The organism is Streptomyces ossamyceticus (genome assembly GCF_001418475.1).
GTDB lineage: Bacteria > Actinomycetota > Actinomycetes > Streptomycetales > Streptomycetaceae > Streptomyces > Streptomyces ossamyceticus.
Genome location: NZ_LIQX01000473.1, coordinates 1 through 18,369, shown reverse-complemented (window position 1 = coordinate 18,369; position 18,369 = coordinate 1). Strand labels below are relative to the sequence as shown.

Below are 18,369 nucleotides of genomic sequence, written 5' to 3'. Positions count from 1 at the left end.
CGTCCTGCGTGTCGACGCGGCGTGCCGCGTCGACACGCAGGACGGCGATTTCCCGGACGTCGAGGCGATGCAGCGGGGCGTGCGGGCGCTGCTGGAGGGCCTGGACGACATCGAGGGGGATCATGACTCGGACGCCGCGGCGGGAGATGCCTGGCAGAACGTCAGCGTGGATGAGGCGGCGCAGGGTGGTGATGGCGCAGTCCAGTTCGGTTGCGGCCTGTCCCGTGGTCAGCAGCACGGCCATGCCCGCCTCCCCGCTTGTGTGTGTTGCCGCAACAGGGACGCTAGCGGCATCCACTCCTCATTGCAAGCCTGATCAGATATCTGATCAGGCTTGCAATGAGTGTCAGAGGGCGTTGAGGCGGGCCTGGTCCGCGGCGGCACCGACTGCCCCGATTTTCAGCAGCCGGGATTCGACGGCCTGTTCACTGCGGCCGAACTCGGTGCTGAGTTCGGGGATGAGCGCTCCGTCGGCGCAGCGCCGGGCCAGTTGCCGCTCCTCTTCGTCGTTCCAGCGGGTGTGGGAGTTGGGGTGGGTCTGGCGTCGTTGCTGCATGGCCTCGGAGAGGGGCCGGCTGGCGGGGGCGGTGCGGTCGGATCCGGGCGTGCGGATCAGTCCCTGGTGTGTGAGTTCTTCGTAGATGGCACCACGGGAACAGCCGAACTCTGCGGCGAGGATGCCGAAGCCGCGTTCCTGGCGGAAGCGGGCGGCGAGCCGGGCACTGTCTGCAGGTGCCCACCCGCCGCCCTGGCGGGGCGGCGGCGGGATGGCGACGGGGGTGGTGAGGGTGCGGCAGGCGGCGTCCAGGAGGCGGGCCAGGGGTGCGAGGTCGTCCGCGGTGACAGCGCCGCGAAGTTCTCCTTGGACCTCTCCCCGCTCGCCGCTGATGGTGAGTTCCAGGGTGAGCTGTCCGTTGTCGCAGCGGGTGCCGGTCAGGACGTAGCGGCGGCCGCCTTCGGTGAAGGCGGATTCCAGGCAGGGCACTGGCAGGGGGGCGGTCGGCGTGGCAGACGGTGTGGGCAGGAGGGCGGTGCCCATAGGGGAGGCGAGGAGGGTGTGGATGCGCCAGGTGGCCAGGAAGCGGCCGCCGGTGTCGAGTTGATAGGTGACGGGGCCTGCCTCGAGGTCGGTGACGCCGTACAGGACGGTGAGCCGCTGGCCGGCGAAGGGGCTGGTTGCTTCGGGGGTTCCGGGCACTGGCTGGTAGGTGAGGATTCCGCGGCCAGGTTCTTCGGTGGGGTCGAGTAGTGGGGCGTCGGGGTCGCCGTGCCAGTTGCCGCTGGGGTCTTGGAAGGCGTAGATGACGGACATGGGCGCACTCCTTTGCTCAGTAGTGGAACTGGATGAGGTGCAGGTCGCTGATGGTCACGGCGGCCTGCTGCTGGTCGGCGGGCAGGGCGCGGAAGAAGTAGGCCTCGCCGATGCCGTCGGCGAGGACGCGGCGCAGTTCGTCTTCTTCGGCGTCGCGGTGGCGGGCGTCGAAGAGGTGGCGGGCGTGGTGGGCGGGCAGGTCCTCGATGATGCGCAGCAGGCGCGGGTCGTGGAATTCGCCGTTGAGGGTGGTGTAGGCGAAACGGGCGTGGAGTTCAGCGGTGACACAGCCGCCGTGGTCGAGGATCTGCTGATGTGCGCGGCGGCGGACGTCCGGCTGCCAGGTGCGGTAGATCTCGCGCTCGATGAGGGTGGCCTGGGCGGGTGTGAGGTCGCCGATCTCGCCCTCGGCCCACCGGGTCAGGGCGTGGGGATAGGCGAACAGGCGTGGCGCCAGGGCGCTGGGGCTGGTGTGGCGCAGCAGGTGACGCAGGCGTGTGGCGGGGCGCTTGGGGGGTTGCCGTGTCCAGTGCCGGGCGTCGGCGAGGTCGAGCGCGTGGGCGACGGAGGTGTTCAGCAGCGGCACGGTGGGGTGGTCTCCTGCCGGGGGTTACCGGGGTCGTCTGTGGTCGTTGTCTGCGGTGAAGGGGCCAGGCGGGGCCCGGGCCGGGATGCGGGAGGCGGGCATGGACACGGAGGCGGTGCCGAAACTGGTGGGGGTGGAGCCGGTGCCGGGTGAGGCGGCGGCCTCCTTCGTCCTGCGGCTGGCCCACCTCAACGAGCTGCCCGTGAAGGAGGTGCTGCGGGAGGCGGGAGCACACCGGCCGCCTGGGGAGCTGGATCCGTGGGCGCAGGAGGTGTTCCTGGGCGAACAGGCCGCCGCGCGACTGGCGGTGATGGCCCGGCGCACTCCGGAGGAACTGTGCCGCACTCTGCCCACGCTGGCCGCCGGCACCGGTGGCGGCCGCCGCCCGTCGGTACGGGTGGAGTCCTGGCCCGGGCAGTGGACGCCGCTCGAGCCGTGCGCGGCGTGCCTGGCCCGGCACGCTGACCTCGTGACCCCGGTGGTGCTGGCCGGCGGCGATCCGTGGCAGGTGTGTGTGCGCCACGGCCGGTGGCTGCGCAGCACCGCCGGCGGCGGCCCCGCCCAGGTCTCTCTGGTCGGGCTTGGGGAGGTGGTTCGGGCGCATCAGCGTCGAGTTCGGCTGCAGCAGCGGGTGGGACCGTACGCGCGGGCGCTGCTGGCCGACGCGTTGCAGGTGGCCGCGGCCTGGTGGCAGGGCCGCCAGATGGGCTCGGAAACGCTCTGGGCCGGCCGGGAGGCGGTACTGGGCACGGGACGGCAGCGGTGGGCGGTACCGCTGGTCGTCTACCCGGAGGCCGTCATCGTCGCCGAGGCCATGGCCGTGTACGAGCGGCAGCGGCACTGGGGCCGGGAGTTCGCAGGCGGTGCACCGGGCTGGGTCTCGAAGCGCTGGATCGCCTTCGTGGGCGAGCGTCTGGGCATGCCCGGCCCGATGGAGCACGGCGGCTACCGGATGCTGCGCCAGTGGACGCTGCAGCATCGCATCACCGTGCCGGTGGTGGACCGGCTGGCCCAGCCCGCGCCGCCGCCCGGCTACCGGACGGGGCATCTGCCGGTGATGGACCCGCATCACGGCCTGCCGGAACGAGGGATGCTGGAGGACGCCTCGTGCCTTGACTGGCGGCTGGGCCGGCCGGTGGCCGCCGCGGAGTGAGAAGCAGGCGCCCGCCCGACACGGGCCCTGGGCGCCGCGGGCGCGCTGGGCGCTCACCATGACGGGCAGGTGTCCTTCAGCAGCTGGGCGGGGTTGGTGCCCTCGGCGCAGCGGGCCGTGTACCAGTGCAGCGGGCGCACCGCGACGGGAAGGACATGGCCGGGCGAGATGCCGATCCTGAAATCGCTGTAGGGGGTGTCGGTGATCTCGGTCAGGTGCGGGGTGCGGGTGGCGTACACGATGTGGCCGCCGGCGATCGCGAGGGGCCAGTAGCCGCTGCGGGATGTACGGGCAAGCTTGCGGTGGAGGTTGGCGCGGGCGTTGGCGACGACCGCGGCGTACAGGTCGGGGCGCCAGGTGGGTTCCTTCGGGCTGGGCCAGGCGGCCAGCGCGGCCTGATCGGGCTGGGCGGGCGGCTGGGCCAGAGCGGCCAGCCCGTCCTGGCCGGTGGCGTGCAGGGCGTGCAGGAGGGCCCGCTGCAGGGGGTCGGCCTGGGCCAGTGCGGCGAGGGCGGCCAGGAGGTCGGGGGTGTCCATGGTGGCGGTGATCCCGAGGCGTTCCAGGACGGCGAGGCGGGCCAGGCGCAGGTGGTCGTACCAGGGGGCCAGGTAGGGGCCGGTCGGGTCGGGGCGCAGCCAGCCTTCGGCGGGGGGTGGCAGCTGGGCTGTGCCCACGCGCAGCGCGGCGTAGGCGACGGCGGGTGTGGTGTGCCAGGCGGGGCCGGTGCCGGCGAAGGCCGGGGGCAGCATCGAGTGTTGGGGGACGGCGGAGAGGTCGATGAGCCAACTGCCGGGCCGCTTGGGGTCGATGGGTGGGCGGAGGACGTGGTGGGCCGGCCCGTCGGCGACCTGGATCTCTCTGATGCCGGCGAGCTGGAACAGGTTCACCGCCAGGCACACCGCGTATGCGCGGTCGGCTTCGTCGGGGGCGGGAGGGCGCCACCAGTCGATGTCGGTGTCGGCGAGGGCGTCCTGCTCGGCGCGGTGGCTGGCCAGTTGGTGACCGGGCGGGGCCTCGCAGGGGGCCGGGTCGACCGGTCTGGTCAGGGCTCCGCCCACGCCCCCGGTCAGCAGGGCACCGGTGGCGGTGTGTCGGTGGGCGGGCGGGCGCAGGTCGCGCATGAGCTGGTGTCCGCAGGCGCCCGGGGGGCCCAGCGGGGTGCGCACGAGCGCGGTGTACTGGCCCAGGGCGGCGGCGAGTTCGGCGGGGGTGAGGTGTTCGGGCAGGTTCCAGGCGTCGTGGTGCAGGGCGCCCCAGTCGGGGACGGCGAGGTGGATGCGGTCGCAGGCGGGATCACCGCCACTGGGGTGCAGCCGGGTCCAGGCGCCCAGGCCGTCGGCGTCGGTCTGCCAGCCGATCGCCCGGGCCTGCTGCAGCAGCGGGTGGTCGCTGCGCGGATGCCGTGCGGGCAGGTCGGGCAGACCGGCGGGCAGCGCCAGGCGGGCGCGGGCGGTGGACGTGAGTACCAGCAGCGGGCCGGGCGGCAGGGCTTCGCGGCGGACAGGGGCCGCGCCGAGCGGGGTGCGCACGGCCCAAGCCAGCAGCCCGTGCAGATCGCTGGCGGGACAGGTCCGGGTGCGGCCGTCGGCAAGATGGGCGATCAGCCCCGACGGGCCGGCCTCGAGGACGGCCAGGGGGCCGTCGGACATGCCCCGGGCCTTGATCGGCGGATAGGCCAGCCGCATCGTGGGGCCAGCATCGAGCGGCGGCCGCTGCACCGGCAGCGCAGGACCGCCGGCGGCGGGCCGTGCAGGGGCCGGCGCGGGGGCGGGCGAGGACCGTAGGGCCCGGTCGGTGTCGGGTGCGGGGCAGCGGGTGCCCAGGTGCTGGGGGTGGCCGCCGACACGGTGCTGTGTGGGCTGCCGGCAGCGGTGGCACGGTGCCTGTGCTGCCGCCTGGGTGGGGATCTCGTGCCGGAGAACGCCCAGCGCGGCCCAGTCGGGTGCCTGGGCCGGCGAGGGTTGAGGTCCGGCAGTGCCCTCCTGCCGGGCCTGCAGAGCCGCCAGCAGATGGCGGTAGATGGCCGCGGTGTCGCCGCGCGGCGTGGTGCTGCCCTGTTCCCAGGCGCGGACGGTGTCCTCGCTCACGCCGCAGGCATCGGCGATCTGGTGCCGGGAGAGCCTGGATTGGCGGCGCAGTCTGCGCCGTTGCTCCGGCACGGGCAGGCCGCCGGGCGGCGGGCCGGGCTCTGGGATGGGGTCGAGGTCGAACAGTCCGTCCACGGCTGGATCGGCTCCCCCGCTGGTGTTGGTCTGGGATGCAGCACTGCCGGTCGAAGCAGATGCGCTTGGCAGCGCATCATGCAGGAATCCGCAAAGCGCATGCGTCACACGCAAGAACGTTCCGTGGCCGTCGACCTGCACAGATGCCGCGGAAGCGGGCCGGAAATCTGATCCGTTCGAGCGAGGCGCGCACCGGGTGTTGTCCTGCGCCCCCCTTTCCCGGCCTCCTCGATCCGGGTTCACCTGGCACAACGGCCGGTTCGCCCGCGTGATCGAACGGCGCGCGGGTACGGCGCGCGCTCGCTCGTTCGAGCGATGTTCGACCCGGATCGCTGTCCCGCCACGCGGCGGGCGGCCACGGTGATCGTCATCGCCCCGATCGATCACACGGGCGATATCCGTGCTGTGGCGTTGTGAGAGGTGTGGATCGTGGCTGAGGTGGTGTGGGCGCAATTCCTGTCCCCCGCTGGGCGGCTGCTGGAGAAACCCGTGAACCAGATCCGTCAGGAGCGGCTGGAGGAGCGGGGCGAGGTGTGGCGACCGACGCGGTACCGGGGCCGGCGGGCGATCGCCACCTGGTGGCGGCCGGCCGGGCAGGCCCGCCTCGCGGGCTGCGCCACCCTGGGTGCCCTGGAGGCGGCGCTGTCCTTGGAGTCCGATCCGCAGGTGGTGTCGTTCACGGGCTGGCCGGTGCGGCTGGCCTGGGCGGACAGCGCAGAAGGGTACGTGCCGGACCTCTTCGCCCGGCTGGCCGACGGGCGCGCGCGGCTGCTGGTGTGCCGGAGCACGCAGGGGGCCGCGGGCGGCTGGGAGGAGACATCGAGGCTCCTGGAGGCGGCCGGCGAGCAGGCCGGCTGGGAGGTGCGGGTGCATCCGGGCGCGGAGGACACGGCCGCGGCCGCGAACCGGCAGCGGCTGGCCCGCTACCGGCACACGCGGCTGGCGGATGCGGACACCGCGCGCGTCCTGCACCAGGTGTTCGCCCGGCCACGCCCGTTGACCGACGGGGTGAAGGCGAGCGGCCTTCCCGAACTGGCCACGGTGGCCCGGGCGTTGCATCTGGTCTGGGTGCGCGAGCTCCTCATCGACTGGAGCACCCCGTTCGTGCCCGCCCGCTCCCTGGTGTGGTCACCGCAGGGGGTGCGCTGATGGCGGTGGATGCACCGGCCCGGCCCAGGGCCGTGGTGGTGGCGGTGGGCAGCGCCGTGCACTGGCGCGGCGAGACGTATCTGGTGGCCGCACTGCAGGGCAGCAAAGTGCACCTGCTCAGCCAGCATGCCGACGGCGAGGACGCCGTCGTGCTGCTGGACACGCTGCACCGCTCCCCCGGCTTTCGCGTCCTGGACTCCCCGGACGCGCCGGCCCTGGACGACGGCCCTGCCCTGCCGCCGGTGTCCGGGCGTCGGCCCCTGGGTGGCGCGGACCTGCTGGAGGGTCTGTCCAAGGAGGCCCGCAAGGAGGTCGACTTCTGGCTCGGCCATGTGCTGGAAGTACACACAGGACTGCCCGGATTCGCCGCGCCGGGCACTGCTCCGCGCCCCTGCTACGACCCCGGGCGCACCACCCTGCGCGAGCGGTATGCGACCAAGGCCGCCGAACTGCGCGCCGCGCATCACCAGGTGTCGGCGGCCACGGTGGAACGCAAGCGGCTGGCCTGGCTGGAGCAGGGCGTGTGGGGGCTGGTCGACAAGCGGCGGGTGCGAGGCCCGAGCCGGCACGGCCGGGTCGACGAGCAGGTCGTCAAGCTGCTGCGCAAGGTGCACAAGCGGCACGAGAGGAAGTCCATCGGGACCAGGTCACGGCTGTTTGAACTGCTCAGGAGGGCATGCGTGCGGAAGTTCAAGAAGAAGACGGAGAAGCTGATGCCCTCCAGGGCGACGTTCTACCGGCTGCTGGACCGGCTCGGGATCGTCTGCGGAAAGCAGGCCGCCGCCCGGCGCGGCGATGGCAGCCACCGCCCTGAGCCGCCGTTCACGCTGGCCATGGCGACGACGCCGGGCGAGCAGGTGCAGATCGACACCACCTCGCTGGACATGCTGGGTCTGGACGAGACCGGACGCGTCGTCTCCCTGGAACTGACCGCGGCCATCGACGTGGTCAGCCGGTCGGTCCTGGCGGCGGTCATCCGGCCCAAGTCCAGCGGCGCCAAGACCGGTTCCAGCTCCCGCCGTCACGGCGGGCGGGCCACCAAGGCGGTGGACGCCCTGTTCCTGCTGGCCGAGATGTGCACCCCTCAGCCGATGCGCTCGCACTGGTCCCTCAGGGCGGGCGCGATGAACTCGGATCTGCCCTACGCCCAGCTGGTGGAGGCCGACGAGCGGATGGCGGGCGCGGCCGCCCGGCCGGTGATCATCCCGGAGATGATCATTATGGACAACGGGAAGGTGTTCGCCGGGCGTGCCTTTGTGGACGCCTGCGCCCAGCTCGGCATCTCGGTACGCCCGGCCTGCGCCTACTCCCCCACCCACAAGGCGATCATCGAGCGGACCTTCGGCTCGGTCAAAAGTCTCTTCAGCCAGTTCCTGACCGGCTACACCGGCAAGGACCTCACCCACCGCGGCAAGAACGTCGCGGGTGAGCGGCTGTGGCGCATCGACCAGATCAACGACTTCCTGCAGCAGTGGATCGCCCTGGGCTGGCAGCAGCGCCCGCACAGTGAACTACGCAACCCGTTCCTGCCGTCCATGCCGCCGCGCACCCCCAACCAGATGTTCGCCGCCCACGTCGCCAGCAGCGGCTACGTCCCACTCCGACTCAGTGCCGAGGACCGGCTGCGGCTGCTGCCCACCGCCTGGGTGCAGGTCACCGACAAGGGCATCCGCCTGAACAACCGCACTTACGACAGCCGCGCCCTGAACGGCTACCGCAACGCCCGCTCCGGCTGGCCGGGCAAGGGGCAGCGGTGGCCGGTGCGCTACCACCCCCACCAGCCGGAGAAGGTCTGGCTCGAGGACCACCGCAACAACACCTGGGCGGAAGCGGACTTCGTCTACCAGCGCCTGATCGGCGACGCCTGGAGCGAACACGTCTGGGACCAGGCCACCGCCGCCCACCTGGACAAGGGCGGCCACACCCGCGACGAGACCGCCATCGCCCGCCTGGTACGCTCCCTGCTCGAACGTGCCAGCCGCGGCCCCTCCCGCACCACCGCACCGGGACCGGCCCCCGCCGAACGCGGCATGCAGGTCTCACCGGCGCCGGTCCAGGACCCCTACCACGGTATCCCCGCCCCTGCCTACCACAGCGTGGCTAGCCTGCCCGTCATGGACATCGACCCCCGCCAGCTGTGCGGGACGGCCGTGCCTCTCGCGCTGCCGGGCAGCCCGTCGGGCACTCCCCGGCCGGACGATGGCCGCGGCCACGACAGCGCCTCCCCCGAACAGTCCTAGCTCTCTTTTCCCGTCTGTGAGCGGTGGCCTGCGCCGGATACCCCGCGCCGGCCACCGCCGGCTGTCCAAGGACACTCGCCATGGCTTTCCCCGACATCCCTGATCCCTCCGGCCGGTTCCTGCCGCCGACGACCCACCCGGGCTGGCTGGCCCAGCTCGACCGCGTCATCGAGCCGCCCGACCTGGCAACCTGCCCGCAAACGGAAGACCCCCTCGGGGTCGACGGCCCACGCATCCTCTACCACGCCACCATGCGCACCGTGCAGACACCGGCCCTGAAGAAGGCGGTCGCTGTCGCGCGGCGGCTGTGGCTGGTGGGCGGCCCCCGCAGCGAGGGACCGCTGCACCTGGCCGTCGACGGTCCGGGCGAGACCGGGATGACCACGGTGCTGCGGCAGATCGGCCGGGCCTACGAGGGCATCGTCCGCGACCGGCTGCCCGCCGACCCCAAACGGCTCCCGGTCATCCACATCAACACTCCGCTGGCCCCCAGCAGCAGGCTGGACATGTCGGTCCCGTTCGCCGAGTTCCTGGGCCACAAGCACACCAAAGACCCCGAGACCAGCCAGCGCAGCACCGACATGACCGGCCCCGTGTGCCACGTCATGAAGACCCGCGGCACCCGCCTGGCCCTCGTCGACGGCGTCGACCGGCTGGACAACTCCGAACTGAAGACGGCCTTCGACTACTTCGGCTACCTCGCCGCCGAATGCAACGTCTCCTTCGTCTACTGCGGGGTCGGCTCCCGTGAGATCGTCAACGAGGCCCGGCGCGGTAAACGGCCCGTACCGCCCGACGGCGGTGCAGGCGGCATCCCCACGCTGGCGGTCAACCCGATCCCCTACAGCGCCGACGACTACGACCTGTTCCACCAGGTCGTCAAGGCCCTCGACGAGGACCTGCGCCTGCACCAGCACAGCCCCGGCGACCTCCTCAAGCTCGCCGCCCACCTGCACCGCCGTACCGGCGGCTACATGAAACCGCTGTCATACCTCATCTGCCAGAGCGCGCAGGAGGCTATCGAGACCGGCATCGAGGCCATCACCGAGGAACTGCTGGACAACCAGCTGGTGGGCCGCTTCGCTGATGATCCGATTCTGCAGATCTGACACGCATCCGTTCAGATCATCCGCTCGTTGTACTCCATGTCAGGCACCGCTTACGGCTGCGCGACAGGCGCCGGCAGCCGCGCTCTGCCGGACACCCGGCCCCCGTCGGCGGCCGACCTGCCGCCACTCCCCCGAAGGAACCTGCTCCCCGTGGCCAAGCGCAAAGCCAAAGTCGCCCGTCCCCGCCAGGTGCCCACCATCGTGGTAGCGGACGCAACCGAGATCGGAACCTCGCCAGGCGTCCTCATTGTTAGAACTGGTCCCCTCACCAAGACCCCCACGGTCCTCACCCTGCCCGCCGAGACCGTCGACTCGTTCGTGTCGACCTTGCAGAAGGCAGCCTGCGCAGCAGAAGAGGAGTACTGGGGCCTTCTGCCCGCTTTCCGAGCTGGGGTCGCCAGTGAGGACAGCACCGAGTTGGCAAGAGCCAAGGAGACGTGGCTTCTTTCCCAGCCCTGGCAGCAGGAGGTGCGGCGGGTCCGGGGCCAGCGGAGCGATCGTCTGTTCTTCATGGACTACGTCGGCCACGTCGCCGTCGTCGCAGCTCCACCCTACGCGGCCACCCCTCACCTGCTCATCTTCGACCCGCTGCAACTCCACCGGCTGGCCCCAGCGTTCCGGCAGGCCGCCGACGGGGCACGGCACAGCTCGCCGGCCGCCACAGCCGACCCAGTGCAGCGGCTGGCCGCGGCGCACCTCGAATGGTCCTCCCTCCCCTGGCCGCGCCACCCGGTCGTCCTGCCCACCCAGCAGCAGGCAGAGACGGTCATCACGGGGCTGCGCACCGAATTCCTACGCCGAACCCCGCTCCTCAAGGAGCACTGAACGCTCCCGGACCGTCGCCCAGCCTGTCCTCGCGGGTCGCGGTAACGCGCAAGCGGGCCATGCTATCTGCCGATCAGGTCGGTCCCCCGTGGGGCTGCGGCCCCCTAGGCCCCAGGCCGGACAACGAGCCCGTCCCCCTCATGTCTCTCTTCCCTTCTTCCCGGTGCGGCGCGCCGCACTGGCGTGCCGCGCCCCACCTCAGAACAGGGAATGCCTGATGGAGCAGTACCGCACATGGTTGGAAGTGCGTTTCCGAGATGACGACGGCCAGGACGGCCGCTGGCAGCGCTACGACGAGGTAATGGATCCCTACTACTCGCAGGCCCCTCGCAGCGAGCAGCTGTATGAGGACGACAGCCAGTGGCTTCCGGGCACTGTCCAGGAATGTGCCCAGGACGATCTCAACGAGGCTCTCGACACCGTCATCGACGAGCAGTATCTCGCGCGCGTGGTACGCGATGGTCCGATGGATGTGCGTGTCCGGCTCGTGGAAGAAGGCTCCGGCGGCACCCCTGACAAGGTCATTGCCGTGTACACCCCGTCCCCCGAGCAGGAAGCCCGGGCGTATCTGAAGTCAGCTCTCAGCGGCTACGACGACGTACGGGACGATCTGCGCTGGCGACTGCTGCGGGCATACCAGGCGGGTGTCGCTGCGGACGAGCTCATCCGTGAGAGCGCTGGACGGATCGAAGCCGCCGAAATCCACGCCCTGTTCGAGGCTGACCGGCTGGCCCAGGCCGCCCGCGCCGTCATCGCCGGCTGGGAAGACCCGGAGGATCGGGCAGCGGTGATGGTCGATAGGACCAACTCTGTCCTTGTCCTGCTGCGGACCTCATTCCAGCAGGAAATCAACTACGAGGAGATGTGCCGCAGTAACGGCCACTACGGGTACGAAAACTGCGAAGACGACGACTGGTGGGGATACAAGGACGGCGTGCGCGACGCCGAAGCGCTGTTGCAGCTCCTGGCCGAGCACTATGCAGTCACCTGCGGCGGCCGCCCGGCGACGGCGTCCGACCTGGCCCCGACGGATCCCGCTCAATGGGGCCAGGTACGGATCGCTCCCGCGCAGGCACCCTGTCTGCTGCAGGCGCCCTGAAAGGTTCCTGGTGGTTGGTGCGGGGTGCGCACGCATCCCGCACCAACCACCAAGGGCCGCCCCTCAGCACGGCCGCCCAGTGAGGCGAATCCCCCTGCTCAGAAGGGAGTGCGCCTCATCACCACCGGCGTCCCAGTCGATGTCTCTGCCGTCCTCCTCAGCAGTAACGGCAAGGTACGCAGCGACCACGACCTCGTCTTCTACAACCATCCGCACCACGGCGGAGTCCGCACCAGCAGCGACACGGTCACCGCGGATCTGACCCGCGTTCCCGATGACGTCCACGCCGTAGTTGTCATCGCCAGCATCGATCTCGAAGCACAGCCCACGGCCGTCTTCGACCAACACGCCACATGGCGTGCGGAGACCACCCAGCCCTCGGGCACCGCTCTGTCCTTCGAGCCGGCACCTTTCACTTCGGGCGAGACGGTCTCCATCGTCGTGGAGATCTATCGGCACGCAGCGGGCTAGAAAGTACGTGGTGTCGGTCAGGGCTACGACACGGGGCTCGCCGGCCTGGCCGCTGATTACGGCATCAACGTCGAACCTTGACAGCGACGTCAATGCCCGCCGTGCCCTCTGCTGCAGCGCTCGCTCTTGCGTGACATACAACGCCCGCATGGGGCCCGCTGGTGGGCACCGCCCGGCAGGAAAGCAGGGCACAGTCGAAGCATCAATGTGGTGGTTGGCTTCGCCTGGAGATGCATGGGGGTGCTCATGGGGCGCACGGCCGGTGACGTGGTGAGGGCAGACGGGCAGCAGGTGCTGCGGTTGCGGGCCATGGCTGCCGACATGGTCGTCGAGCTGCAGCGAGCGGACGCTAAGGCCACTGCTGTGTGCGGGGCGGCGGCGGGACTTCTGACAGCAGGCGTGGCGATGTTGTGCGGTGTGAATGTCCCTCCGACCCTTGAGGTGGTGCTGCTGTCGACGTCGTTGTTGTTGACGGCGGCGGTGGGCGCGGCCTTGTGGGCTTTGCGCCCGGCGCTTCCTGCGGCCGGTGCGCCTGGCGAATTGCTGGGGTTGCGGCGGGGAGCTGACGCCGGGTTGCTGGTGGCCTCGTTTGCCGAGATGAGCAGTGCGCGCCAACAGCACCTGGCCGAGAAACGTTTGTCGGTGATGGCTGTTCTGGCGCGACGGAAGTTCCGGGCGGTCCGTCTGGCGGTCGATCTGGTGGTGGTTGCCCTGGCGATGGCTGGAATTGGGCTATTGATCACCTACGCACCACGTTGAGACCCTCTTAGCGTGAGGGGCGCCACACCTGGGGGGACTGTGTATCAGCCGCATATCACGGTGATCGGTGAGCAGTTGTGGTCTCAATTGCGTGATCTCGCGCCACAGAGGTCACGGCCGGCGCGCAGTGTGCTGTTACGGCAGGGCGACCCCGGGACTCATGTGATCCTGCTGGATTCCGGTTCCACGCTCGTAACGCTGACGGGCCAGAGCGGGGAACGGACGCTGCTGGCCGTGCGGGGAGCCGGTGAACTGCTGGGTGAGCTGGCGGTGCTGGACTCCCAGCCCCGCTCGGCGTCGGTCATTGCGGCGGAGGCCTGCTTGGTGCACATCGTTCCGGCTGCGGACTTCCTCACCTTCGTGGACAAGTACGACTTGCTGGCGCCGTTGCTGCGGCATGCCATCGCCCGCGTGCGTGAGGCGGAGTCGGTGCGGCTTGAGCTGGCCACGGCGTCGGTTCCTGCCCGGCTGGCCTCGGCCCTGGCCCGCCTGGCGGACCTCTCCTCAGCTACGGCACGCGATCTGTCGGTCCGCCTCACGCAAACCGAGCTTTCCCAGATGATCGGTGCCTCCCGCAACGCTGTCGGCGCCGCTCTCAGGCCGTGGCGCGAGCACGGCTGGCTGGACACGACTCCCGGCGGGGGGCTTATCGTGCGCGACATCGCGGCCATCCGGCGGCATGTCCGGGCCGAAACGTGACGTACAGCATCACCGTGATGCCCATTCCTGGGCAGCACCCGTAGAAGGCCTAAATCAGCATGGCATCTGTTGTAACCGCCATGACTGAAAGGCCCGACTTCTATGGACGCTTCTGTCCTTCCGGACAGTCTCGATGTACCGCCGGAGCATGCGCTCTTGGTCGTCGACATGAGGAACTACAGCCAGCTTCCCGAAGCGAAGATGGCTCCGATCCGTGCGGATCTGGATGACGTCATCCTCAACACGGTCTTCCCGCAGAGTGAGCTCGACGACCCGCGGTCGCGGGAGGGCGCTTACCGGGACACCGGCGACGGCGCCATCTGCGTCGTGCCGGCCCGTGACACCGCACGGCTGGTGGACCCGCTGCTCGGCCACCTGAACGCGGCTCTTTCTCGCTACGACCAGTCACGGCTGCCCGGCGGATCTGCGATCTGCGTCCGCGTCAGCGTCCACGTCGGCCCGCTCTCGTTGCCTGACCACCGGGGCGACGCCATCAACGAGGCCTGCCGGCTGGTGGACAGCCAGGCGGTGCGGCAGGCCATGACCGCGGCGACGAAGCACGGGGCCTACGTCGCGGCTGTCCTGTCATCACCGGTGTTCGACCGCACCGTGCTCGCCGGGCGCACGCCGCACCTGCAGCAGACGCACTTCCTGACGGCTGTCGCGCGTGTTGAGGGCAAGGGTTTCGAGCGGCCCTGCCAGCTCCATGTCCCGGGGATGGCGGCCCAGACGCTGCAGGGCTATGTCACCGAAGTGCCCGCAGCCGCCGACGTAGGGACAGCTGATCCGCCGCCTGCCCCGGCAAGCGGCGGGACCACGATGCAATTCCTCGGGTCCATGAAAGACACCAACGTCATCGGCAGCGTCGGCACCTATTACCACAACAGTCCTGGGCACTGACCCTTTCACTCAGCGTTCGCAGCTCCCTCCCCATCAACAGACGAGGAAGTGCATGTCAGAGCAGGATTTCGGGCCGTTAGGGCCCGAGCATTCAGCCACCCCCACTCCCACCCCCCAGCCCGGTGAGCGGGAGCCGAACGGATCCGGCAGCTGGCGGCCGTGGCGGCGGCAAGGACCCGACCGGCCGGACGACTCTTCCCCGAGCAGCGTGTTGCCGCAGGGCTCCGCCTCGGAAGGCTCGCATGCGGACGCAGGCCCGGCCGATGGCATGCCGGAGGTACTCCTCACCAACGGCGCCAGCACGCATCTGTACGGCAAGGTTGACGTGGTCGCCGGCAGCATCCACAAGTTCGTCAGGCAAACGCGCAAGCTGGACCTGCTGGAGGGTGTGCCAGTCGATCGTGGAGAGGTTCTGAGCCAGCCCTTCGTCTGCGAGGGGCAGTGGGCCGAAGCCTGGCAGCAGGCACTCGCCCCGCAGGCGCCGCGGCCGCGGGAGCGTGTGGTGATTGTGGTGGCACCCCGTTCCTTCGGCGCCACGACCTTCGCGTTGCGGCTGCTGGCCGAGCACACCGACAGTACGACCACACTGTTCAAGCTGGACGGGGACTGGAATGCACCGAGCCAGGGGCGACTGCCGTTGGAGGAAGAGCACGCCTACCAGCTGGATCTGAAGGATCCCGAGAGCGACCGGCCGTCGGCGGATTTCCTCAATGCCCTCAGCACGTTCGCCGGCCACCTCGAAGATGCTCGTTCCTACCTCGTGCTGACGGTCGCCCAGGAGCTGTGGGACGACCGGCTGACCACGCGCAGAGGTGTGCAGGTCGTGTATGTCAGCGAGCCTCCAGATGCCCTGCGGGTGGTGGAAACCCGTCTGACCACGGCGGGGCATGCGCCGCTCGTTGCCGAACTTCGCTCCTTCCCGAAGGCCGTGGCCTCCCTGCGGGGGTTGCACGCGATGGCAGCCGTGCGTGCCGCGAACACCATCGTCATGACGTGGCAGGAGCACCGGCGCCTGCAGGACACCCGTACCTCAGGGGCCCTCCCCCGGTCTGCGCCGGCTGACGCCGACCTCAGCCTGGAAGACCGCATCACAGCAGCTCTGTCGGACTGGAGGGATCATCTCGACGGTCTCTTCGGCGAGGTGGCCACCACTCACGACAAGACCAAGGGCTCCCTCACATTGGAGGACCGCTGCCTGCTGCTGGCCCTGGCGGTGCGCCAGTCGGCTCCCTTGCCGACTGTGGCCAGCACCGCACGCGCCCTGCACCAGGCCCTCACCCCGAAGGACATAGGCACCAGATCGAGCCTCTCCCCCGCTCAGGGTTCCTTCGCCGGCCGCGGACTGCGCCGCCGTATCCAGGATGTCGGTGCGGCTGTCGGCTCCCAGGACACCGTGCTCTTCGACCGGCCCGCCTACGGCCGGGCCATCCTCGAGTACGTCTGGGACAACTACGAGGCCATCCGCGAGGTAATGCTTGCCTGGCTCGTGCAGAGCGCCGCCGGCGACAGCGCAGCCGATCTCCCGGTTGCCGCCCTGTCCGCCCTGGTCCTGCGCCACGGCACGACCGCCCACCTCACCACCCTGGGTGCCATCGCCCGCGAATCCCACCCCGATCTGCTCAGCGCTGTCCTGGACGTGGCCGTCCACGACGAACACGTCGGACGCCTGGCTTGGGACGTTCTGTACCGCTGGGCCGAGCAGAAGCCCTATGCACCCACCGTCATCTCCACCTGTCGCCGCGTCCTGCACGACAACGCCGCCAATGCCTCAACGGCGAAAAGGGCCATGGTGCGACTGCGGCGCATCGCCCACACCACCAGCGAGCCGGACCTGCGCCGTGACGTTCTCAAGGCCTTCGAAGAACTGGCCAGCCGGCCCACGGGCACCGCCCGGCTGGTAGCCGAAGTCCGCGACTGGCAGGAGTCCCAGGCATCCGCGAAGAGCGGGAGCCTGGCTTTTCTGGCCCTGATGCCGGTCCAGGACGACGGCATGCCCTGGCTCATGTCCGACCGCGCGCCGGACATCGACGTCCAGCGGGCCTTGCAGGACCTCCTCAGCAGTCCGGACACGACGGCCGAGGCCATCCCGTACCTCACCGGATGGATCCGTAAGTGCGCGCCCGACCCCGCCTCCTACGGCCGCCTGCGCGACCAGCTCCTGCCTGCCCTGCGCGGTCACAACATGTTCTACGCCGGCATGGAGCTGATGAAGGCTCTGGCCGACGTCACCACGCCCCAGGGCGTCAACGCCGGCGAGGACTTCTACCAGCACCTGGTCGACCACCGTCTGCAGCCGGTGTTCTCTCTCCCGAGGGACCCGGCATGAGGTGGCCCTGGCAGCGGGGGGAGCGCACCACCACCTGCCCGCTTCCACGGCTGCTGGCCAGCGCGACCCCCGGCATCCCGTTCGAAGCGGTCTACACGCTGCGCTGGCGTCCCACACTGCGCCTGCGCCCCAACCTCGACGACCTCGTCCGCGCCGACGTCCATCAGAAGGCCGCCGCGACGGCGGCACGGTGGGACGCCGCTGACCTGCCCACTGCCCAGGACGCCCTCAACGCCGCTTTGGGCGCTTCGCACGAGGGCAGCCGCCACTACCGGATCCTGGCAGCCCAGGTGGTGTTGCGTCTGTCCCCGGAGTCCCGGGAACGTCTCGCGCAGCGTGCAGCGGACACCGAACGTGTCCGGCGCCTGCAGTTCCTCAAAACACACCTTTACGACCATCCCGGCCTCGTCGTGCTCGACCGTCTCGAACGCCATCCCGGACGCCTCCCGGACGAGGAGACCGCCGCGCTGCAACGCCTGGCCCGCACGATCAAGGGCTGTGACCAGTGGTGGTATCCGCTGCTGGAGCAGTGGGAACAGCTCGGCGACGGCTTCAGCGATGCCGACAAGCAGCAGCGGGCGATGCTCGCCCTACTCAACTCCGTCGCCGCACTCAACGACGGCACCCCACCCACCGCGCAGGCGCACGCCAACTGACGTCCACCACACGGCCCTTGGCACGTGGCGAACAAGGACTCTCACCGTGAAGCTTGTCCTTTGGAGAGCCGTGCTCTCCCCCCTCACCAGCCTGCAGGCCCTCCTCCTGCAACGGCGAAGCAGGACACCACTCTCCTACGACACTGCCTGGCGGCAAGCCCGCATGCTGCACGCACCCGACGAAATGGTCTACCGGCTCCACGGACACCACGCCGCCCCCGCCCTGTCCGACACACATGACCCAGCCCGCCCATCCCCTCCCGACCCGACGGGGTAGGGGGCGGACCGCGAGGATGTCGCTGGGATCATTGAGCAGCACCGCACAGACAGCCGGAAGTACCGGTTCGTCCACAACGCGCTGCAGAACCTCATCGTGGTCGGATCTGCAACCACAAGCACCATCGCCGCCCTGGACACCCGCAACTAGTTCACCTGGCAGAACATCACGCTCGTCGCAATCGGCTTCCCCGGTCACCCTGGCAGCTGCCTTCACCGGCTATTACAAGTACCGTGAGCGCAGCTACTTCCGCTCCAGACCGCCGACGCCATTGGCCCCGAGGCGTACCAGCTGTCGGTCTCCGCGACTGATCTTCCAGGCAACCACGGGGTGTGGTCCGTGCCCGCCTGGGTCATCAGCAGGATCGACTGGTCCACATTTGATCCGTCCGAACGTGTCTAGCCGCGTCGAGGCGGTCGGCGGTGCACGGCCCATTGAGGATGATGAGGGCGTGTCGGACCATGCCGGATGGACATCTGTCGCACACCGTCTTCATCCAGCCTCCTGCCCGGTCCCCATGCTGGCTCGACAGTCGGCCAGCACTCATTGGGGACGCCCCAGTGACACTAGGGTCCGTCTTCAAAGA

Annotated in this window: 16 protein-coding genes; 12 read left to right on the top strand and 4 right to left on the bottom strand. The window is 70.1% G+C overall.

Annotated elements, in window-relative coordinates; all coding sequences use genetic code 11:
• From AOK15_RS29885 to tpg, 3 genes are all read right to left on the bottom strand, one after another.
• On the bottom strand, positions 1–244 hold a 244-nt coding region (locus tag AOK15_RS29885; protein ID WP_240508657.1), incomplete at its 3' end, for a helix-turn-helix domain-containing protein.
• Between the two features lie 102 nt (positions 245–346).
• Positions 347–1,312: a hypothetical protein gene (locus AOK15_RS29880; RefSeq protein ID WP_055521454.1), complete on the bottom strand. Its 966-nt coding sequence runs from the start codon at positions 1,310–1,312 to the stop codon at positions 347–349.
• A gap of 16 nt (positions 1,313–1,328) precedes the next feature.
• Positions 1,329–1,898, bottom strand: coding sequence for a telomere-protecting terminal protein Tpg (tpg, locus tag AOK15_RS29875; protein ID WP_055521453.1), 570 nt, complete (start codon positions 1,896–1,898; stop codon positions 1,329–1,331).
• A 100-nt stretch (positions 1,899–1,998) separates the two neighbouring features.
• Between tpg and AOK15_RS29870 the strand changes: the two genes are divergently transcribed.
• Complete coding sequence (locus AOK15_RS29870; RefSeq protein WP_055521452.1) at positions 1,999–3,051, top strand: TniQ family protein; 1,053 nt, start codon at positions 1,999–2,001, stop codon at positions 3,049–3,051.
• Positions 3,052–3,104: 53 nt separating this feature from the next.
• Here AOK15_RS29870 and AOK15_RS29865 read toward each other — a convergent pair whose 3' ends face one another.
• Positions 3,105–5,273 (bottom strand): helix-turn-helix domain-containing protein, encoded by a 2,169-nt coding sequence (locus AOK15_RS29865; protein WP_055521451.1) that lies wholly within the window; start codon positions 5,271–5,273, stop codon positions 3,105–3,107.
• A gap of 429 nt (positions 5,274–5,702) precedes the next feature.
• Between AOK15_RS29865 and AOK15_RS45265 the strand changes: the two genes are divergently transcribed.
• The 11 genes from AOK15_RS45265 (at position 5,703) to AOK15_RS29810 (ending at position 17,506) form a co-directional block, all read left to right on the top strand.
• Complete coding sequence (locus tag AOK15_RS45265) at positions 5,703–6,422, top strand: TnsA-like heteromeric transposase endonuclease subunit (RefSeq protein WP_157870409.1); 720 nt, start codon at positions 5,703–5,705, stop codon at positions 6,420–6,422.
• Positions 6,422–8,662 carry a Mu transposase C-terminal domain-containing protein gene (locus AOK15_RS29855; RefSeq protein ID WP_157870408.1) on the top strand — a complete coding sequence of 747 codons (2,241 nt, stop codon included), beginning with the start codon at positions 6,422–6,424 and terminating at the stop codon, positions 8,660–8,662. The genes AOK15_RS45265 and AOK15_RS29855 overlap by 1 nt, the downstream gene beginning before the upstream one ends.
• Positions 8,663–8,742: 80 nt before the next feature.
• Positions 8,743–9,771: an AAA family ATPase gene (locus AOK15_RS29850; RefSeq protein ID WP_055521448.1), complete on the top strand. Its 1,029-nt coding sequence runs from the start codon at positions 8,743–8,745 to the stop codon at positions 9,769–9,771.
• Between the two features lie 150 nt (positions 9,772–9,921).
• A complete protein-coding gene (locus AOK15_RS29845) occupies positions 9,922–10,596 on the top strand; it encodes a hypothetical protein (protein WP_055521447.1) in 675 nt (224 codons plus the stop codon).
• A 217-nt stretch (positions 10,597–10,813) separates the two neighbouring features.
• The gene (locus AOK15_RS29840; protein WP_055521446.1) at positions 10,814–11,695 is read left to right on the top strand and encodes a hypothetical protein; all 882 of its coding nucleotides are present in this window, start codon (positions 10,814–10,816) and stop codon (positions 11,693–11,695) included.
• Positions 11,696–11,803: 108 nt separating this feature from the next.
• Complete coding sequence (locus AOK15_RS29835) at positions 11,804–12,166, top strand: TerD family protein (protein ID WP_055521445.1); 363 nt, start codon at positions 11,804–11,806, stop codon at positions 12,164–12,166.
• Between the two features lie 234 nt (positions 12,167–12,400).
• On the top strand, positions 12,401–12,925 hold the full coding sequence (locus AOK15_RS29830; RefSeq protein WP_157870407.1) for a Pycsar system effector family protein: 525 nt from the start codon (positions 12,401–12,403) through the stop codon (positions 12,923–12,925).
• A gap of 60 nt (positions 12,926–12,985) precedes the next feature.
• Positions 12,986–13,624 (top strand): Crp/Fnr family transcriptional regulator, encoded by a 639-nt coding sequence (locus tag AOK15_RS29825; protein ID WP_240508656.1) that lies wholly within the window; start codon positions 12,986–12,988, stop codon positions 13,622–13,624.
• A 102-nt stretch (positions 13,625–13,726) separates the two neighbouring features.
• Positions 13,727–14,524: a hypothetical protein gene (locus tag AOK15_RS29820; protein WP_055521442.1), complete on the top strand. Its 798-nt coding sequence runs from the start codon at positions 13,727–13,729 to the stop codon at positions 14,522–14,524.
• Between the two features lie 268 nt (positions 14,525–14,792).
• Positions 14,793–16,850 (top strand): hypothetical protein, encoded by a 2,058-nt coding sequence (locus tag AOK15_RS29815; protein WP_240508655.1) that lies wholly within the window; start codon positions 14,793–14,795, stop codon positions 16,848–16,850.
• Positions 16,847–17,506: a hypothetical protein gene (locus AOK15_RS29810; protein ID WP_240508654.1), complete on the top strand. Its 660-nt coding sequence runs from the start codon at positions 16,847–16,849 to the stop codon at positions 17,504–17,506. The genes AOK15_RS29815 and AOK15_RS29810 overlap by 4 nt, the downstream gene beginning before the upstream one ends.
• The last annotated feature ends 863 nt before the right edge of the window (positions 17,507–18,369 follow it).

Excerpts from the sequence above, each read along its gene's own strand:
- AOK15_RS29880 (WP_055521454.1), bottom strand. The coding sequence starts at position 1,312 with ATGTCCGTCATCTACGCCTTCCAAGACCCCAGCGGCAACTGGCACGGC.
- AOK15_RS29870 (WP_055521452.1), top strand. The coding sequence starts at position 1,999 with ATGGACACGGAGGCGGTGCCGAAACTGGTGGGGGTGGAGCCGGTGCCG.
- AOK15_RS29855 (WP_157870408.1), top strand. The coding sequence starts at position 6,422 with ATGGCGGTGGATGCACCGGCCCGGCCCAGGGCCGTGGTGGTGGCGGTG.
- AOK15_RS29850 (WP_055521448.1), top strand. The coding sequence starts at position 8,743 with ATGGCTTTCCCCGACATCCCTGATCCCTCCGGCCGGTTCCTGCCGCCG.
- AOK15_RS29840 (WP_055521446.1), top strand. The coding sequence starts at position 10,814 with ATGGAGCAGTACCGCACATGGTTGGAAGTGCGTTTCCGAGATGACGAC.
- AOK15_RS29830 (WP_157870407.1), top strand. The coding sequence starts at position 12,401 with ATGGGGGTGCTCATGGGGCGCACGGCCGGTGACGTGGTGAGGGCAGAC.
- AOK15_RS29820 (WP_055521442.1), top strand. The coding sequence starts at position 13,727 with ATGGACGCTTCTGTCCTTCCGGACAGTCTCGATGTACCGCCGGAGCAT.
- AOK15_RS29815 (WP_240508655.1), top strand. The coding sequence starts at position 14,793 with ATGCCGGAGGTACTCCTCACCAACGGCGCCAGCACGCATCTGTACGGC.
- AOK15_RS29810 (WP_240508654.1), top strand. The coding sequence starts at position 16,847 with ATGAGGTGGCCCTGGCAGCGGGGGGAGCGCACCACCACCTGCCCGCTT.